General features: G+C 44.4%; 13 protein-coding genes. 10 read left to right on the top strand and 3 right to left on the bottom strand.

What is annotated here, in order from left to right; genetic code table 11:
* Positions 1-109 precede the first annotated feature (109 nt).
* Entirely contained in the window at positions 110-409 is a 300-nt protein-coding gene (locus FG11_RS04620) for an HU family DNA-binding protein (protein ID WP_052184935.1), read from the bottom strand.
* Between the two features lie 158 nt (positions 410-567).
* Between FG11_RS04620 and FG11_RS04625 the strand changes: the two genes are divergently transcribed.
* Positions 568-1,104, top strand: a complete 537-nt coding sequence (locus FG11_RS04625) for a hypothetical protein (RefSeq protein WP_020181929.1) — start codon at positions 568-570, stop codon at positions 1,102-1,104.
* Positions 1,105-1,198: 94 nt separating this feature from the next.
* Here FG11_RS04625 and FG11_RS04630 read toward each other — a convergent pair whose 3' ends face one another.
* Positions 1,199-2,329 carry a porin gene (locus FG11_RS04630; protein WP_020181930.1) on the bottom strand — a complete coding sequence of 377 codons (1,131 nt, stop codon included), beginning with the start codon at positions 2,327-2,329 and terminating at the stop codon, positions 1,199-1,201.
* A 390-nt stretch (positions 2,330-2,719) separates the two neighbouring features.
* Between FG11_RS04630 and kdpF the strand changes: the two genes are divergently transcribed.
* From kdpF to kdpE, 6 genes are read left to right on the top strand one after another with little or no spacing between them, the layout of a single operon-like run.
* The gene (gene kdpF / locus FG11_RS13420) at positions 2,720-2,809 is read left to right on the top strand and encodes a K(+)-transporting ATPase subunit F (RefSeq protein ID WP_081978179.1); all 90 of its coding nucleotides are present in this window, start codon (positions 2,720-2,722) and stop codon (positions 2,807-2,809) included.
* On the top strand, positions 2,809-4,596 hold the full coding sequence (gene kdpA / locus FG11_RS04635) for a potassium-transporting ATPase subunit KdpA (protein WP_026361697.1): 1,788 nt from the start codon (positions 2,809-2,811) through the stop codon (positions 4,594-4,596). Before kdpF ends, kdpA begins: the two co-directional genes overlap by 1 nt.
* 23 nt (positions 4,597-4,619) lie before the next feature.
* The gene (gene kdpB / locus FG11_RS04640; protein ID WP_047533441.1) at positions 4,620-6,701 is read left to right on the top strand and encodes a potassium-transporting ATPase subunit KdpB; all 2,082 of its coding nucleotides are present in this window, start codon (positions 4,620-4,622) and stop codon (positions 6,699-6,701) included.
* A gap of 33 nt (positions 6,702-6,734) precedes the next feature.
* The gene (gene kdpC, locus FG11_RS04645) at positions 6,735-7,361 is read left to right on the top strand and encodes a potassium-transporting ATPase subunit KdpC (protein ID WP_051436901.1); all 627 of its coding nucleotides are present in this window, start codon (positions 6,735-6,737) and stop codon (positions 7,359-7,361) included.
* A 42-nt stretch (positions 7,362-7,403) separates the two neighbouring features.
* Entirely contained in the window at positions 7,404-10,151 is a 2,748-nt protein-coding gene (locus FG11_RS04650; RefSeq protein WP_020181935.1) for a DUF4118 domain-containing protein, read from the top strand.
* A 7-nt stretch (positions 10,152-10,158) separates the two neighbouring features.
* Positions 10,159-10,851, top strand: coding sequence for a two-component system response regulator KdpE (gene kdpE / locus FG11_RS04655; protein ID WP_047533444.1), 693 nt, complete (start codon positions 10,159-10,161; stop codon positions 10,849-10,851).
* An 82-nt stretch (positions 10,852-10,933) separates the two neighbouring features.
* Here kdpE and FG11_RS04660 read toward each other — a convergent pair whose 3' ends face one another.
* On the bottom strand, positions 10,934-11,860 hold the full coding sequence (locus FG11_RS04660) for an AraC family transcriptional regulator (RefSeq protein ID WP_020181937.1): 927 nt from the start codon (positions 11,858-11,860) through the stop codon (positions 10,934-10,936).
* Between the two features lie 219 nt (positions 11,861-12,079).
* On the opposite strand from FG11_RS04660, the gene FG11_RS04665 reads away from it, so the two are divergent.
* Genes FG11_RS04665 through FG11_RS04675 form a run of 3 tightly spaced genes read left to right on the top strand, consistent with a single transcriptional unit; the run spans position 12,080 to position 18,413 of the window.
* Positions 12,080-14,041, top strand: a complete 1,962-nt coding sequence (locus FG11_RS04665; protein WP_235276339.1) for an SMP-30/gluconolactonase/LRE family protein — start codon at positions 12,080-12,082, stop codon at positions 14,039-14,041.
* Between the two features lie 12 nt (positions 14,042-14,053).
* Positions 14,054-17,260 carry an efflux RND transporter permease subunit gene (locus FG11_RS04670; RefSeq protein ID WP_047533448.1) on the top strand — a complete coding sequence of 1,069 codons (3,207 nt, stop codon included), beginning with the start codon at positions 14,054-14,056 and terminating at the stop codon, positions 17,258-17,260.
* Positions 17,250-18,413 (top strand): efflux RND transporter periplasmic adaptor subunit, encoded by a 1,164-nt coding sequence (locus FG11_RS04675; RefSeq protein ID WP_047533451.1) that lies wholly within the window; start codon positions 17,250-17,252, stop codon positions 18,411-18,413. Before FG11_RS04670 ends, FG11_RS04675 begins: the two co-directional genes overlap by 11 nt.
* Positions 18,414-18,435: the final 22 nt, after the last annotated feature.

The following is an 18,435-nucleotide window of genomic DNA, read 5'->3' on the forward strand; positions in this document are numbered from 1 at the left end:
CTTATTTCAGCAATATCAATCAATTTCAATTTGATATTTGCCTTGGATTACAAGTATGAATATCTGGCAAAAAAGCCCTGCGAAAAGGGCTTTTCAACCTGTATAATGCTTATTTATTAACTGCAGATTTAAGTGAAGCACCTACTGAAAAGCTTACGCGGTTACTTGCAGCAATTTTCAATGTTTCGCCATTTGCAGGATTACGGCCATCGTAAGCAGGTTTATGCGTTACTTTGAATTTGCCGAAGCCGATGATGTTCACATCATTGCCTTTTGCTAAGGCATCAGTAATCACAGCCAACACATCGTTTAACGCTTCTTGTGCCTCTTTTTTGTTGCGGCCATTGGTTGCCAATAACTCCACTAATTCTGATTTTCCAATAATTACTTTTTTTTCTGTTGTAGCCATCTGTATTTCCTCTACTTGGTAGTTAGTCGTATGAAACCCTATCAAACGGGGTGATGCGACAATAAAGCACAAGTTAGTTAAGGTCAAATAGAAAACTGCATAACAGGGCGCATTTACATAGTTTGCGCATTTATTTACACATTTAAGGAGCATTTCCCGTGACCAACGCACAACGCAGAGCGCTAGCCAGAATGGCTGAATTGAACTCAGCAAGTAACGGCAGCAAGCCTGCGCCAACCCTCAGTAGTGCGTTTAGCCCACATGCACTGGGCGCGTATTATGTTATTTCGGTGGCAACGGTTGGCAAAATCATCAATTTACTAGCCAATGAAATCGAACCGCCCGTTTATACGTATGGAATTACCACCATTCACTTTGAACGGGATACGGATACCGGCCAATGGTTCTGGTTTGATGGTAAGGAAAAGCTATCCCCACGCAAAAACCAGAGCAACTGGCGCTTAGGTAGCAAGATAATATATGACACGCGCGAAGCTGCAGAAGCTGAACTTCAGCGAGTGATGGCAAAAAACGGTGACCGCGTAACCAAAGTACATGATTTGCCAGATGATTTAACGCATTTAAAAAAAATCCGTAGTGCAAATCATCCAGACCGCAACAATCCTGATTCCGACCATGATCTCTATCAAGCAGTGGTCGAGAAAATTGACAGAATGCGTTTGGCGAGTGTTTGAAGCGTGTAGTGAATGTCATCTATATCCTATCCGGCAGAATCCCCTAAGCAGACCTAACAATGACTTCCTCCATCACTAAACCAACCAACTTAAATTAAAAATTAAAAATCACTGCTGTAGTCGCGGTTAGACTTTCATCAGAAAGCCCGTCATTATCTTCAAAGATTTTGTCCTGACTGTGAAATTTCCTCAGCTCTGCTCTAATCGCAACATTATTAGATAGCCTGTAATCAAGATTAGTTGAATAGCTGAATGTTCTAAAGCCATTAGGTGTGTCAGTGGTGACAATCACACCATCTTTGTCTTGGTAATATTCTGCTCTTACAGCCAGACTCAACTTATCCGAGTAGGTATATTTTGCAATCACAATAGGCGTCAACCACACGTTGTAGCGTTTGCTGTTTCTCTCAGTTTGCTCAGCACCAATATCAAACCCTGTAATGAGACCCCATCGATCATTTAATTGATATTGGCCATAAAAATTGTGGAAATAACGCATTCTTCTATCGTTATCTGACTTATCGTTACCAATGAATGAACTGCTATTAAGGGTAATGTTTGCGTTGGGTTTGTAAGTGAGTTGATGGCCGATTGCTGGCGTTGTATTGCCATCTGGCCTTTGAATGCGTTGCCAGCCATTCAATAGTAAGCCACTGGCATACCATTTGCCATCGTCTGAGGTATAAGAAAGCCTTACGCCTGTTTCAAAATAAGGCGAGTTATCCGCCAGCATGCTTCTGGTCAGCGTCCAATTGTCTAAGCCAATGGCACTTTCAAATCCAATGTGTGAGGGCATCACACCTGCATCCAGCCACACGTTATCAGTAAGCTTTAACCCAACATTCGCTTCGAATATCTTTTGTAAGTCTCTAGGCTCTAATGCGTAATTAGCGCGCATGTAAGTGCCTGAACCTAAAGCCAAATTGGCTCGCATGCGCTCAGTATTTACACTCGCTTTAATAAGCCCTAGATTAATACTGGGTTTGTCTGTGACATTGTGGCTATAAGTAAAGCCAGGCCGAATATCACCTGTGGGGCGATTAAAATCATGCAGATAGTAGGTTTCCAGATAACCACTTATACGAACATCAATAGGTGCTTGTTGAGTGGCGCCTTGAAATTGCGGCGTTTGTATTGTCACATCCTCTTCACTGGCTTGCGCTATCGTGAGGTAAGTGCAGCTTGCTATGCCAATGAGGGCGCTAATATTTGTTAACAGTTTCATACTTTCCATAATCCCTTTTGTTTAACTTTCATGTTCGCAATTGTGTTGATTCAAAGCACTTGCGATACATAACTAGCTTATCTTGTCAGGTGTTAAACAGTTGTAAAACTATGGTGACTCGATATAAAAAAACTGTAAATATCGAGCGTTATTCCAATGATTGGTGTGCAATGCATCACAATCAGTCAGCGCGCTATCTTTAATCTTTACACTTTTTTTACACCACTGCGCAGACTTATTACGACATTTTTACTGCGCGAAGCCTACCATTCGCTCATCACAAACTTCATCACATAATCAAATGTATTTTTACAGCGCTGTCTTGATTTGCATTTATCTCATTTGTTGTTATGGGGTGATCTATTTATTGTTGAATTGGATGGATGAAAAATGAATGTAATGCTTTGGGTCAGTGGTGCATTGGCTTTGCTTGTGCTGATTTATTTGATGTACGTATTGTTTAATCCGGAGAACTTCTAATGCTCTCAAATATGGTTGTTCAAGTGGGTTTGTTTTTTATAACGCTTTTGGTACTCACCAAGCCCATGGGTTTGTGGTTATCAGCCGTAATGCATGGTGAATGTAAATTTATCAATAAAGTAGGTGGGCCAGTTGAACGGGCAATCTACCGGCTCATTGGTACATCACCAGAAGGTGAGATGGGCTGGCGGCAATACGCAGTTGCAGTAATGATTTTTAATGTAGTAGGCGCAATCTTCATCTATTTTTTACAGCGCTGGCAATTAAATTTACCTCTCAATCCACAACAGTTCCCGGCTGTCAGTGTGGATTCATCAATCAATACGGCCATTAGTTTTGTCACCAACACTAACTGGCAGGGTTACGCTGGTGAGGCAACCATGAGTTACCTCACGCAAATGTTGGGATTAACCGTACAGAACTTTTTATCTGCGGCTACAGGTATTGCTGTGTTGTTCGCGCTGATTAGAGGCTTTGCCCGACATACGTCTAAAACAATCGGTAACTTTTGGGTCGATGCCACACGCTCGACCTTATATGTCTTATTACCCTTATCTTTTTTGCTGGCGGTTGCGCTCATTGGGCAGGGCGTCATTCAAAATTTTGATGCCTATCAAGAAGTGACAACGATCAATCCAACCAGCTACATTACAAAAGATGCAGCGGGTAAAGACATTACCCAAACGACTAATACGCAAACCATTGCTATGGGGCCGGTGGCATCTCAAGAGGCGATTAAAATGTTGGGGACCAATGGTGGTGGCTTTTTTAATGCCAACTCAGCACATCCGTTTGAAAACCCGACGCCGCTATCAAACTTTCTAGAAATGCTCGCCATCTTTTTAATCCCAGCAGGATTGTGCTTTGCATTCGGCAAAATGGTCGGTGATAAGCGGCAAGGTTGGGCAATTTTTAGCGCGATGTTCATCATTTTTATCGTGATGGTAGCTGCGACGCTATGGGCAGAGCAATCAGGCAATCCAGTGCTTACTGCAAATGGTGCAGATCAAACTGCGGTGGTTTCTGAATCAGGTTTCGCACTTCAATCTGGCGGCAACATGGAGGGTAAAGAAACGCGTTTTGGTATCGTTAGTTCTGCATTATTTGCCACCATTACCACAGCAGCTTCATGCGGTGCAGTCAATGCAATGCATGACTCACTGACGCCCATTGGTGGATTAGTGACGATGTGGCAAATGCAGCTAGGAGAAGTTGTTTTCGGAGGGGTTGGTTCTGGTCTTTACACCATGTTGATTTATGCTGTACTCGCGGTATTTATTGCAGGATTAATGATAGGACGTACACCCGAATATTTAGGTAAGAAAATCGAAACCTATGAGATGCAAATGACCGCGCTCATTATATTGGTCACTCCGTTGCTGGTGTTGATGGGTACCGCCCTTGCAGTAAGCGTTGCTGATGGCGTTGTCGGTATTGCCAATCCTGGCGCACATGGCTTTAGTGAGGTGCTCTACGCTTTATCATCGGCTGCAAACAACAACGGTAGTGCTTTTGCAGGCCTATCTGCCAACACACCATTCTACAACTCATTGTTGGCGGTAGCGATGTTCTTTGGTCGCTTCGGCATCATTATTCCTGTGTTGGCAATAGCAGGTTCTATGGCGGCAAAAAAACGTATTCCAGTGAGTGTGGGCACTATGCCAACACACGGGCCATTGTTTGTCATTTTATTGATAGGGGCGGTCATTCTGGTAGGGGCATTAACTTATATACCAGCGCTTGCACTTGGCCCTGTGGTTGAACAATTACAGATGCTTAATATTTAAAAGATACATTTTAGGATAACACCATGTCTAGTCCCGCAATCAAATCATTGTTAGACCCTACGCTAGTCAAACCCGCTATTGTAGATTCATTTAAAAAATTGGCACCTCAAATACAGTGGCGCAATCCTGTCATGTTCGTTGTATATCTTGGTAGCTTGCTGACAACCGCTTTGCTCATTCAGGCCTTGCTTAGTCATTCAGAAGCATCGTTAGGCTTTATTGCCTCCGTGGCTATTTGGTTATGGTTTACTGTGTTGTTTGCCAACTTTGCAGAAGCGATGGCCGAAGGACGTAGCAAAGCGCAAGCAGCCTCTCTCAGAAGTGCTAAAAAAAATGTCGTCGTCAAAAAACTGGCGAATGAATCCAGAGATGCTGCGGTCACCATTACAGACAGCAATAGCATACAAAAAGGAGATATTCTCTTGATTGAGGCCGGTGATATGATACCGGCGGATGGCGAGGTGATTGAGGGAATAGCGTCCGTGAACGAGGCCGCAATTACTGGTGAGTCTGCACCCGTCATTCGAGAATCTGGCGGAGACTTTAGTGCCGTGACTGGCGGTACACAAGTACTATCTGATTGGATAGTTATGCGTGTCACGGTTAATCCAGGTGAAGCATTTTTAGATCGCATGATTGCCATGGTTGAAGGGGCAAAACGTCAGAAAACGCCAAACGAGATTGCACTCACTATTTTACTGGTGACATTAACTATTGTGTTTCTGTTGGTAACAGTCACGCTAATGCCATTTTCTTTATTTAGTGTAAACGCTGCAGGTGCCGGGAGTCCGCCAAGCGTGACAGTACTTATCTCTTTATTAATCTGCTTAATTCCCACAACAATTGCTGGTTTATTATCAGCTATAGGTGTGGCTGGCATGAGTCGTATGATGCAGGCCAATGTGATTGCGACATCTGGCCGTGCAGTAGAGGCGGCGGGGGATGTCAATGTACTGTTGTTAGATAAAACTGGCACCATTACTTTAGGTAATCGCCAAGCGTCCATTTTTATTCCTGCTGCGGGCATTGCTGAGCAAACGTTAGCAGATGCAGCACAACTCGCATCCATGATGGATGAAACCCCAGAAGGTCGAAGTATCGTTGTACTAGCGAAAAATCGTTTTAATATCCGTGAGCGCGATGTGATGTCACTTGGTGCAAGCTTTGTGCCATTCACAGCGCAAACGAGAATGAGTGGCGTTAATTTACAAGAGGGTGAACATCAACGTCAGATTCGTAAAGGTGCAGCCAGCGCTATTCAATCACACGTGGAAAGTTTAGGCGGCGAATTTTCAAACGATATTACTCAAAAAGTGGATGAGGTAGCGCGTCGAGGCAGCACACCATTGGTTGTTAGCGATGGTAGTCAAGTATTAGGAGTGGTTGAACTTAAAGACATTGTAAAAGGCGGTATTAAAGAGCGTTTTGCAGAGCTGCGACGCATGGGCATTTCTACCATTATGATTACTGGCGACAATCGTCTCACGGCTGCGGCGATTGCAGCAGAGGCAGGTGTGGATGACTTTCTAGCGGAAGCAACGCCAGAAGCTAAATTGAAGTTAATCCGCGACCATCAGGCAGAAGGTAAGTTGGTCGCCATGACCGGTGATGGTACGAACGATGCGCCTGCACTGGCACAAGCGGATGTGGCGGTAGCCATGAATACAGGTACGCAAGCGGCAAAAGAGGCCGGCAATATGGTGGATTTGGACTCAAACCCGACTAAATTAATTGAAATCGTAGAAATTGGTAAGCAAATGCTGATGACCCGAGGCTCATTAACTACATTCAGTATCGCCAATGATGTCGCTAAATACTTTGCCATTATTCCAGCTGCGTTTGCCAGCACCTATCCACAGTTAGATACGTTGAATATCATGCAGCTGACCAGTCCGAATTCGGCCATTTTATCGGCGGTGATATTCAATGCGCTTATTATTATTGTGTTGATTCCATTGGCACTTAAAGGCGTGAGCTATACCGCGATTGGTGCGCAACAATTGCTGCGTAAAAACTTGGTAATTTATGGCTTAGGGGGGTTAATTGTTCCTTTTATTGGGATCAAAATCATTGATATGTTGTTAACGGCTTTAGGTTTAGCCTAGTTTATTCATAGTGAGCAAAGTGAAGGAAAAATCATGCAAGAAACATTAAGCGGTCATAGCGATACATTGAGTTTCAAGTTGGCACTTAAAGCACTAAGGCCAGCACTCATGCTGTTTGTGATATTGACCATCATCACGGGTGTCATATACCCACTGGTAACAACAGTGGTTGGACAGTGGTGGATGCCATTTCAGGCCAATGGCTCTCTTATCGAAAAAGGTGGGATCGTTGTCGGGTCTTCATTCATCGGACAGAATTTCACGGAAGCAAAATACTTTTGGAGTAGGCCGTCTGCCACAGGGCCTTATAGTTACAACGCAGCCGCATCCTCTGGTGCTAATCAAGGGCCACTTAACCCAGCACTTGCAGATGCAATCAAAATCCGCATAGCTGCTTTAAGAGAGGCGGATACTGATAACAAATTGCCAATTCCTGTAGATCTAGTGACGGCCTCGGCAAGTGGGTTAGACCCACATATCAGTCCCGCAGCCGCGCAATACCAGCTAACCAGAGTTGCAAAGGCAAGAGGCTTGAGCGCGGAAAGCATTCAACAGATGATTGATAACCATACAGAATCGAGGCAACTAAGCATTTTGGGAGAGCCTAGAGTGAATGTATTACAATTAAATTTAGCTTTAGATAGCATGGTGCAACCATAGTACGCTGCTGTAATTTATAAATATGTGATAGCAATTACACCTATGACAAATGATGAACGACCAGATCCAGACCAGTTACTAGAAAAAATCAATAAGGAGGCTGAGCGTGAAAAACGAGGTCAACTTAAAATATTTTTTGGTGCTTGTGCTGGCGTGGGTAAAACCTTTGCCATGCTGTCAGCAGCAAGGACAATCAAGCAAGACGGCACAGATGTCATCATCGGTATTGTAGAGACGCATGGTAGAGCTGAAACAGCAGCCCAGCTTGGTGATCTAGAAGTGTTGCCATTGAAGAAGGTGGCTTATCGAGAGAAAGACTTAACAGAATTTGATTTAGATGCGGCATTAGCACGCAAACCATCGCTTATTCTGGTGGATGAGTTAGCACACTCCAACGTTGAGGGTTCACGCCACCCTAAACGCTGGCAAGATGTGGAGGAGCTGTTATCCGTAGGCATTGATGTGTTTACCACGTTAAATGTGCAACATATCGAAAGCCTCAACGATGTGGTTGGTCAAATAACAGGGATTCGCGTCAATGAGACCATTCCGGATAAAGTGTTTGATATGGCGGATGAAGTTACATTGGTTGACCTCCCTGCAGATGAACTACTGCGGAGGCTACAAGAAGGCAAGGTGTATCAAGCGCAACAAGCAGAACGTGCCGGTAAAAGCTTTTTTCGCAAAGGTAATTTAATAGCTTTGCGTGAAATGGCATTAAGAAGAACTGCCGATCGTGTGGACTCACAAATGCGTGAGTACCGCAATGACAGTGCAATTAGCCAAGTGTGGCAGACTAAAGATCGTTTGTTAGTATGTGTGGGCACGGATGCAGAAGCTGAAAGACTTGTCAGAGTGGCGGCAAGGCTAGCGCAGAGTTTAAAGTCCGATTGGCTGGCTGTGTACGTTGAGACACCCAAGTTGCAACGGCTGCCAGAAACGCAGCGCAGTATTATTGCAAAAACACTTAAACTTGCTGAGACATTAGGCGCTGAAGCTGCATCGCTAAGTGGTACCAATGTTGCAGAAGTCATACTTAACTACGCTAGAAACAAAAACGTCACCAAACTTGTGGTTGGAAAATCGAATCGCTCTGCTATCGAGCGACTGATTTACCCCGGGGTTGTAGACGATATCACTCACCTAGCCACCGACATCGACATTCACGTTGTGTCGCGAGAACGCACATTAGCAGAAAAATATACCGATTCAAAAAACGCATCCCAAGCTGAAGTTTCAACTCACGAGGTTGCTTATACTGGTTATTATGTTTCGGCAATGGTATGTGTAGCAACTGTATTGATTGCGACGCTACTTATGCAGTATTTTGAATTGGCCAATGTAGTGATGTTGTATCTGTTAGGTGTGATTTTAATCTCATCTAGATACGGCAGAGGACCAGGTATTTTCTCATCCTTTATAAGTGTCGCTACGTTTGATTTTATTTTCGTGCCACCCAGATTCTCATTCAGTGTATCCGATACCCAATACCTACTCACTTTTGGCGTCATGCTGACTGTTGCTCTAGTGGTGAGTAATTTGACTGCGAACTTACGTTATCAGGCGATGGTAGCCATGCACCGAGAGCGGCGAAGCCAAACACTCTATGATTTAGGAAAGGCTTTGGCTTCTGCATTGACAGCAAACCATATCATTGAAATTAGCACGCATCAACTAACTGGTATTTTTAAATCTAAAGTATGCATATTGCTTCCTAATGGCGATGAAAAAGTAGTCATGCCACTTCAAAACAAGCAAGATCCACCTCATGAAATACAAGACCAAAATCATCAGCTGGCTGTCGATTTGGGGATAGCACAGTGGGTATATGACCACCAGCAACAAGCGGGTCTGGGCACTGATACCTTACCTTCTACACCAGCGCTATATATTCCCCTGCAAGCACCAATGAGAACACGCGGTGTTTTAGTGATTTTTCCGAGTAATGTTTTGTTTAAAGGCAGCAGGACAAGCATTTTGCTAGAGCAAAGACAATTGCTGCAGACGTTTGCCTCACAAATTGCCATTGCTATTGAACGCGTGCATTATGTAGAGGTTGCACAGCAAGCGCTTGTTTCAATGGAATCGGAGCGTTTGAGAAACTCCGTGCTCAGCGCAATTTCACACGATTTAAACACGCCACTTACCACAATTGTGGCAGCAGCTAGCTGGCTCAAGCAAGAAACGCCATTGAAAGACAAGCGATACGAGTATATTTCGATGTTATATAGTCAGTCTATTCGCATGAAAAATCTAGTCATCAACTTACTTGATATGGCAAGGTTGCAGTCTGGTAAAGTGAGGTTGAATAAACAATGGCAAGTATTGGAAGAAGTTGTAGGGACATCGCTTCGTACGATGAAAGAAATCTTAGGTAAACGAAATGTAGTGATTGATTTGCCCGTTGACTTACCTTTGGTTGAATACGACGCAATTCTAATAGATAGAGTGTTGTGTAATTTATTAGATAACGCCGCTAAATACACAAGCGCGGACAGCAAAATTTACATCAGTGCTAGAACAAATAAACACGATATGTTGATCTCAGTGGCTGATGATGGTGCAGGGCTACCTAAGCACGCTGAAATTCAAATATTTGAGAAGTTTACCCGTGGCGAGAAGGAATCTTCGAATACAGGCGTTGGATTGGGATTGTCTATTTGCAAAAGTATTGTAGAAGCGCATCAAGGAAAAATATGGGCATCGAACAAACTGCCGCAGGGTGCAATATTCACATTCTCGCTACCTTTAGGTACACCGCCAGCATTGCCACAGATTGAGGAACATTGAGGTATCCATGACTAATCACTCGGGAAATATTGTTTTAATCGAGGATGATGCGCAGATTCGTCGCTTCGTCTCCTCTGCCTTAGAAAGTGAATGTTTCACTGTTTACTCTAGTGAGACTGGTAAAAAGGGGTTGATTGAGATCGGCACAAGAAAACCAGATGCCGTTATTTTGGATTTGGGTTTGCCAGATATTGATGGTTTAGAGATCATCCGAGAAACCAGAAATTGGAGCAATATCCCCATCATTATTTTATCGGCCCGCACACAAGAGCAAGAAAAAGTTGCCGCGTTGGACGCTGGCGCAGATGATTTTTTATCCAAACCGTTTGGTACGCAAGAGCTAATTGCAAGACTACGTGCGCAGTTGAGGCGCAGTAACATGGTGGGTGAAGTAAGTCATCACGGTATTTATGATTTTGGTAATATTAATGTGGATTTACCAAAAAGGCTCGTGACGAAGAATAATCAGCTCGTGCACCTTACCCCTATAGAGTTTCGGCTATTTTCAGAATTAATTAAAAATGCTGGTCGCGTAGTCACGCAACGACAGTTATTAAAAGAAGTTTGGGGTCCAAGTTATGTTGAGAATGAGCACTACCTTAGAATTTACATGAGTCACTTAAGACAAAAGTTAGAGGACGACCCAACGCAACCGGAACATTTCATTACTGAAATAGGCATTGGATTTAGATTCGTTTAATCGATCAAAAGGAGAGTCTGTTGACTCTCACAGTTAATGATTAGTTAAGTCCGCTTTGTCCCCCAAGCAGCCACTTAATTGACTAATTGACAGTCACGTACTTAGCTGAGTTTTCTGAAGGCATTGCGATTAACGATACTTTCATTTCGGCGACTTCATCCATCGGTGTCCGCCCAAAGAAACGTTTAAATTCCCGGCTGAACTGAGAAATGCTTTCGTAGCCGACTTTTCGAGATGCAGTGGATGCGCTCATGCCGTCTTGTAACATATGTAGTCTAGCCTTATGAAGACGGGTTGTTTTGAGGTACTGTATCGGCGTTGTTGCTGTTAGGGCTTTAAAATGCGCATGGAATGCTGCTATGCTCATATTGGCATCTTCAGCCAAAGCAGATACGTTTAAGTCGCCTGCAAAATCGCTATGTATGCGTTTCAACGCTTTGCCTATCTTGCTGAAATGACTTTGTTGCATTAACACTTCTCGAATAGCTGCGCCTTGTTGCCCTGTGAGTACACGATAATAAATTTCCCGCATGATCGATGCGCCTAGAATTTCAGACTCTTGCTGCGAGGACAGCACTTCAAGTAGCCTCAATATGGCATCTGATAGTTTGTCGTCCAATGCGGTGGAAACCATGCCTAATTGCGGAAACCCTAATTCTGAATTACCGGAATCTAGCGACAGTACTAATTCGGCAACCACAGCGAGATTAATGCGAATGGAGATTGCCAGCATAGGTTCTTCTATCGTGCCTATGGTTTCGCTTTCAAAAGGCAGGGGTAGAGATAGCACTAAAAATTGTTGCGGGTCATACTGAAACACCTGATCGCCAAGATAACCCAGTTTTTTTCCTTGTAATACAACGACAATGCTAGGTTCGTATAGCACCGGCATTCTAGCGATGTATCGATTAGCGCGCATAAACTTTACGCCATTCAAAATGGATAAGGTGTAGCCCTCGTTAGGCGCAAGTTTTAGTAGAAGGTCTATCATGGACTGCTGACGTGTCATGGTTTACTCCAATTTGGCCTGTCATAAATGTGCAGTATATTAGGCATTAATTTATATTTAATGTCCATATTAGAATAGGAATAGGCAATATATAAAGAATTTTAGGCATTTTGTTCTTAATGGCGGAAATCTACACTTGCTGTTAGGTTCTTAAGCTACTGACACATGTGGAAAGTGACATTGGCAATGAACATTCGATTCGTTTTTTGAAAAGAGGGCATGATGCAAATCAGATACAAAGTATTGAGTGCGGTAATTCTTGCAACATTAGGTTTACATGCGGTTTCCAGTATGGCTGGCGCTGCAGATGTCGAGGCGAATTTAAGTAAACTCCATATGCCACCGGGTTTTAAAGTGGAGATCTATGCTGAGGTACCGGGTGCGCGACAAATGGCGCTTGGTACGAATGGCAATGTATATGTTGGCACGCGCGGAAATAACGTTTACGCCGTTGTCGATAAAAACAAGGACCACAAGGCAGATAAGGTTGTAGTGATGATGGATGACCTTAAAGTTGCGAATGGTGTCGCGATGTACAATGGCAATTTATATGTAGCAGAGCAAAACAGAATCACACGTTATGCAGCGCCAGACTTTGACTTGAGCCTGCCATTTAAGCAAATGCGTGAAGTGATTTACGATAAACTTCCAGACAAGGCGCATCATGGCTGGCGCTATATTACATTTGGACCAGACAGTAAGCTTTACGTCACGGTTGGGGCCCCATGCAATATTTGTAATGCTGAAGGGATTGAAGCCAGTATTATTCGCATGAATCCGGATGGCAGCAATGTAGAAACGTTTGCTAAAGGGGTTAGAAACTCTGTTGGCATGGATTTTCAGCCTGGCACCAATGTCTTGCACTTTACCGACAATGGGGTGGATATGATGGGAGATGATATCCCCCATGATGAATTGAATGCAGCGCCCAAGAAAGACATGCACTTTGGCTTCCCATTCTTTGCGGGTGGAGAGGCTAGACAATCTGAGTGGAAAGACAAAACGCCGCCTAAAAATGTCGCTTTCCCAGCCACTGAGTTCCAAGCCCATAGCGCTAATTTAGGGTTTAAATTTTATACTGGTAAACAGTTTCCAACTGAATATCAAAACAATGCCATCATTGCGCAGCATGGTTCATGGAATCGTTCTAAACCAGTAGGCTACCAGCTTATGCGTGTTACTTTTGATGACAAGCATCAAGTAAAAAGTAGCGAAGTCTTTATTGATGGCTGGTTAGCCAATGGTGAAATATGGGGACGCCCAAATGATGTATTGCAAATGCCAGATGGCTCGCTGCTTGTCTCTGATGATTATAATGACATCATTTACCGTGTCAGCTATGGTGAGCAATCCGCACCAGTTGCTAAGGCAGTGAATGGTTCAACCAAGACATTAACCGGTTTGCAAATGCCTGAGTCATCCATTGCCCACCCGGATGGTCGTGTGTTTATCACCGAAATTGGTGAGTTTGGTAAGAATGGTGATGGTAAAGTAACTGTAATGAATACCGATGGCTCTACCAAGACACTTGCGGATGGTCTAGATGACCCCAAAGGCATTGATTTATTTAACAATCAGCTATACGTGGCCGATGTGAATCAGGTAGTGCGTGTTGGCTTAGATGGTAAAAAGACAGTCATCGCGAAACCAACTGACTTTCAGGATGCTCCAATCTTCCTGAACGATATTGAAATTGATGGTGTAGGTAATGTCTATGTCTCAGACAGTGGCGACGACAATGGCAAGCATGGGGCGATCTATAAAATCACGCCTGCTGGAAAAGTCATTCAAATCATCAATGATAAGTCAGGTATCAAACGCCCTAACGGCTTACTGATGGATGGCCCTAATAAACTATTGGTTGCCGATTTTGGTACTGGCAAGTTGTTTCAGGTTACCTTTGATGGTGCGTCCAACAAACCAAAAGCAAAAGTCACGTTGCTGAATAGTGGATTTGGCGGTGCAGATGGGTTGATTCGCGATACAAATGGTGTTTTATATGTCAGCGATTGGGCAAGCGGTAAGGTTTGGCAATTGAGCGAACCTAAAGCGACACCGCAATTACTCACAGAAGGTCATCAATCTGCAGCAGATATTTCATTGTCTATCGATGGGCAATTTATCCTGATGCCGGATATGAAAGCAGGGCAACTGGTGGTATTACCCATATCAAGCAAATAAAAAAAGGTAAGCATGTTTAATGTAGTTGGTATAGCTTTAAAACGTCCATACACGTTTGTGGTCATGGCCTTGTTGCTGCTCATTGCTGGCATACTGTCTGCGCTACGTAGTCCAGTAGATATCTTTCCGGAGATTCGTATTCCAGTGATTGCGGTGGCATGGCAATATGCTGGCTTACCGCCAGATGACATGGCAGGGCGTATTACTACGCTATACCAACGCAGTCTCACTACTACTGTGAATGACATCGAACATATTGAAGCCAACTCTTATACTGGCTTTGGTATCGTTAAAATTTTCTTCCAACCAGGTGTGGATATTGCCACGGCAAATGCGCAAGTAACGGCTATTTCACAAGTGGCGACACGCCAAATGCCAACGGGGACGACACCGCCCCTTATCATGAATTATAATGCGTCAACCGTCCCTATCTTGCAGATTGCTTTGTCTGGCAAAGGCCTCACTGAGCAGAATCTGGCTGACTTAGGGTTGAATGCGGTTCGTTTACGTTTAGTCACCGTGCCAGGGGCTGGGGTGCCTTTCCCTTATGGAGGCAAAAGCCGCCAGGTTCAAATTGATCTTGACCCATCAGCGATTCAAGCGCGCGGCCTTTCTGCACAAGATGTCTCTAACGCCTTGGCCGCGCATAACCTGATATTGCCTGTGGGCACACAAAAGATCGGCAGCATTGAGTACACGTTAAATCTCAATAACTCAGCAGTTGAAATTGATGACTTGGGAAGTTTACCCGTCAAAGTCGTCAATGGTGCAACGGTGTATATCCGTGATGTTGCGCAGGTGCGTGATGGTAATCCACCTCAAACCAATATCGTGCATGTGGATGGAGGACGCTCGGTATTGATGACCATTCTTAAAAATGGTGCCACCTCTACACTGTCTATCGTGTCTGGCATTAAAGACAAGCTCGAAGAAATCAAACCCACCTTGCCAGAGAATTTAATTGCTACGCCGATTAATGACCAATCGTTATTTGTACGTGCAGCCATCAAAGGCGTAGTGTTTGAAGGTGTGCTTGCAGCTGTCCTCACTAGCTTAATGGTATTGTTGTTTTTGGGGAGCTGGCGCTCTTCATTGATTATTGCAACTTCTATCCCGCTTTCAATATTAGGTGCCATCATTGCGCTTTCTGCCATTGGCGAAACGCTCAATATTATGACACTGGGTGGTTTGGCGCTGGCAGTGGGTATATTGGTCGATGAAGCCACCGTGACGATTGAGAATATCAACTGGCACTTAGAGCAGGGCAAAGAGGTTGAAGCCTCCATCTTAGATGGCGCAGCACAAATCGTGACCCCGGCATTTGTGTCTCTATTGTGTATTTGTATCGTATTCGTCCCAATGTTTTTCTTAGAAGGCGTATCACGCTTCTTGTTTGTGCCAATGGCAGAAGCAGTGATGTTTGCAATGGTGACTTCGTTCATTTTGTCGCGAACGTTAGTACCAACGATGGCCAATTACTTACTTAAAAAGCATGCACCGCATACCGATCAAGATGGCACCGTAACATTACCAACCAGAAACCCTTTAGTACATTTTCAACGTGGTTTTGAAGCGCGCTTTGAGCGTTTCCGCGCAGGTTATAAAGGCATATTAGAGCTGGCTGTCTCGCATCGCCGCATCTTTGTAATGGGCTTTCTGGCTGTCATCATGCTTTCATTTTTGCTGATTCCATTTCTTGGCCAAAACTTTTTCCCTACGGTAGATAGTGGGCAGATATTGATGCACGCACGCGTGCCTGTGGGTACCCGCGTGGAAGACACCGCCATGCGATTCGCAAATATACAATCTGCAATAAAGAAAGTGATTCCAGCCGATGAGATCCTGACGATTGTAGACAATATTGGCATTCCGATTAGTAGTATCAATATGACCTATAACAACACAGGGCTGATAGGTGCGCAGGATGGCGATATACAGATTGCGCTTAAAGAACACCATGCGCCGACAGCCGACTATGTGCGTAAATTACGTGAAATATTACCTAAGCACTTCCCGGACACTACATTCTCTTTTCCGCCGGCAGATATCGTCAGCCAAATATTGAATTTTGGTTCGCCAGCGCCGATTGATTTACAGATTCGTGGGGGTAAGCTCGCCGATAATTTTGATTATGCCAATAAGCTATTGGCCAAAATTAAACTTGTGCCCGGCGTTGTCGATGCGCGCATTCAACAGTCACACACTCGGCCTGTATTTGATATCAATCTTGATCGAACGCGCTCACAAGAGGTGGGCATTAGCACCAGAGACGTGACCAATAGTTTGGTCATTAATTTAGCCGGTAGTTCGCAGGTATCGCCCACATTTTGGCTAAATCCAACCAATGGCGTGTCTTATCCTATTGTGTTACAAACCCCGCAATATCATCTAGATAGCCTAAATGCTTTAGCTAATTTACCTATTAGTAGCGTAGGCGGTGCTCCACAGACATTAGGGGCGTTGGCAACGTTTAAGCGTAATACCGGTAATGCGGTTGTCAGCCAATATGATATTCAAGCCATGGTCCAGATCAATGCCACTACACAAGACCGTGATTTAGGTGCCGTGGCGAAAGATATTCGGCAAATCATTGCTGATTCAGCAGACCACGTGCCTAAAGGTGCAACGGTCGCGTTATTGGGTCAAGTCAAAACCATGGATAGTGCGTTTTCTGGCTTGTTATATGGTTTGCTTGGTGCCATCGTATTGATTTACTTGCTGATTGTGGTGAATTTCCAATCATGGAGCGACCCATTTGTGATTATTACCGCGTTGCCAGCAGCACTGGCAGGTATTGTCTGGATGTTGTTTGTAACCTACACACCATTATCTGTACCGGCTTTAACTGGTGCCATTATGTGTATGGGGGTGGCTACTGCCAACAGCGTGCTAGTCATTAGCTTTGCGCGCGAACGACTCACGCAATTAGGGGATGCTACTGCAGCAGCGATTGACGCAGGTTTTGTGCGTTTTAGGCCTGTATTGATGACAGCGCTCGCAATGATTATTGGAATGACGCCAATGGCATTAGGTTTAGGCGAAGGAGGGGAGCAGAACGCCCCCTTGGGTCGTGCAGTGATTGGTGGCTTGATTTTTGCCACGGTTGCCACGCTGTTTTTTGTGCCTGTCGTATTCAGCATTGTGCACAGGCGCTATAACAATCAACTTAGTCACAAACAATCTGTACCCAATTCAACTGGAGAATTTCATGCAGTCTAATCACAAAACCTCTGGTAGCAAGTTATCAAATAGGACTTTGCGCATAAGCGCTGTACTCGTGGCCATTGTAGCGATAGCGCTTGTCGTCGTCGGCGTGACGACTCGTGCTAATCACTACGCCAACCTGAAAGCGCAGACGGATAAGCGAGCAGTGCCTACAGTGAGTGTCGGTTTGCCAGTGAATACGAGTGAAGGGGCGTCTACGTTAGCATTGCCAGGCAGGTTTGAAGCCTATGCACGTGCACCTATTTACGCGCGTGTGGGTGGCTATTTAAAAAACTGGAAGGCTGATATTGGTACGACAGTAAAGGCTGGGCAATTGCTAGGTGAAATCGAAACGCCGGATTTAGACCAAGAGTTACTGCAAGCCAGAGCTGATTTAGCCAGTGCACAAGCGAATGTTAGCCTAGCCGAAACGACAGCCAAACGCTGGCAAGAAATGTTAACCACACAGTCTATTGCTAAGCAGGAAGTGGACGAAAAAGTAGGGGATTACATCAGCAAACAAGCCATAGTAAAAGCAGCAGAGGCAAACGTGAACCGTTTGGTGGCGTTAAAAGGGTTTGCACGCATCGTTGCACCATTTGATGGCTCAGTGACTGCACGAAATACGGATACTGGCGCATTGATCAATGCTGGCAGCAGTACGGCACTCCCGTTGTTTGAGATTTCTGACACGCGTAAATTACGCTTGTATGTCAATATCCCGCAAAATTATGTCGCCAGTATTAAAGTGGGTACGCAGGCAAAAATTACCGTTCCTGAACACCAAGGAAAAACTTACACTGCAATCATTAACTCTACTTCAGGGTCTATTGATGCTGCCTCTGGCACTACTTTAGTACAGCTTTCAGTAAACAACGCTGCAGGTGAGTTATTGCCAGGCGGGTTTGCCAATGTCAATTTGGATTTGCCGAGCAATACAAGCTTGCTGAGTGTGTCCGCAAGCGCATTGATCTTTGATCAAGCCGGGTTACGCGTTGCGACTGTAGGCCCAGATAATAAGGTGATGCTAAAAGCGATTACTATTTCACGCGATTTTGGTAAAACCATCGAGCTGTATTCTGGTGTGGCGGCCAATGATCGTGTGATAGAAAATCCACCGGACGGTATTTCGAATGGCGATCTAGTTAATATTGCAAAGACAATCTAAAACCATCTAGCGCATTATGCCT

This window comes from Methylotenera sp. N17 (assembly GCF_000799155.1).
GTDB lineage: Bacteria > Pseudomonadota > Gammaproteobacteria > Burkholderiales > Methylophilaceae > Methylophilus.

Bases quoted from the DNA above. Each gene is read 5' to 3' on its own strand.
- FG11_RS04620 (WP_052184935.1), bottom strand. From the start codon at position 409: ATGGCTACAACAGAAAAAAAAGTAATTATTGGAAAATCAGAATTAGTG.
- FG11_RS04630 (WP_020181930.1), bottom strand. From the start codon at position 2,329: ATGAAACTGTTAACAAATATTAGCGCCCTCATTGGCATAGCAAGCTGC.
- kdpF (WP_081978179.1), top strand. From the start codon at position 2,720: ATGAATGTAATGCTTTGGGTCAGTGGTGCATTGGCTTTGCTTGTGCTG.
- kdpA (WP_026361697.1), top strand. From the start codon at position 2,809: ATGCTCTCAAATATGGTTGTTCAAGTGGGTTTGTTTTTTATAACGCTT.
- kdpB (WP_047533441.1), top strand. From the start codon at position 4,620: ATGTCTAGTCCCGCAATCAAATCATTGTTAGACCCTACGCTAGTCAAA.
- kdpC (WP_051436901.1), top strand. From the start codon at position 6,735: ATGCAAGAAACATTAAGCGGTCATAGCGATACATTGAGTTTCAAGTTG.
- FG11_RS04650 (WP_020181935.1), top strand. From the start codon at position 7,404: ATGACAAATGATGAACGACCAGATCCAGACCAGTTACTAGAAAAAATC.
- kdpE (WP_047533444.1), top strand. From the start codon at position 10,159: ATGACTAATCACTCGGGAAATATTGTTTTAATCGAGGATGATGCGCAG.
- FG11_RS04660 (WP_020181937.1), bottom strand. From the start codon at position 11,860: ATGACACGTCAGCAGTCCATGATAGACCTTCTACTAAAACTTGCGCCT.
- FG11_RS04665 (WP_235276339.1), top strand. From the start codon at position 12,080: ATGATGCAAATCAGATACAAAGTATTGAGTGCGGTAATTCTTGCAACA.
- FG11_RS04670 (WP_047533448.1), top strand. From the start codon at position 14,054: ATGTTTAATGTAGTTGGTATAGCTTTAAAACGTCCATACACGTTTGTG.
- FG11_RS04675 (WP_047533451.1), top strand. From the start codon at position 17,250: ATGCAGTCTAATCACAAAACCTCTGGTAGCAAGTTATCAAATAGGACT.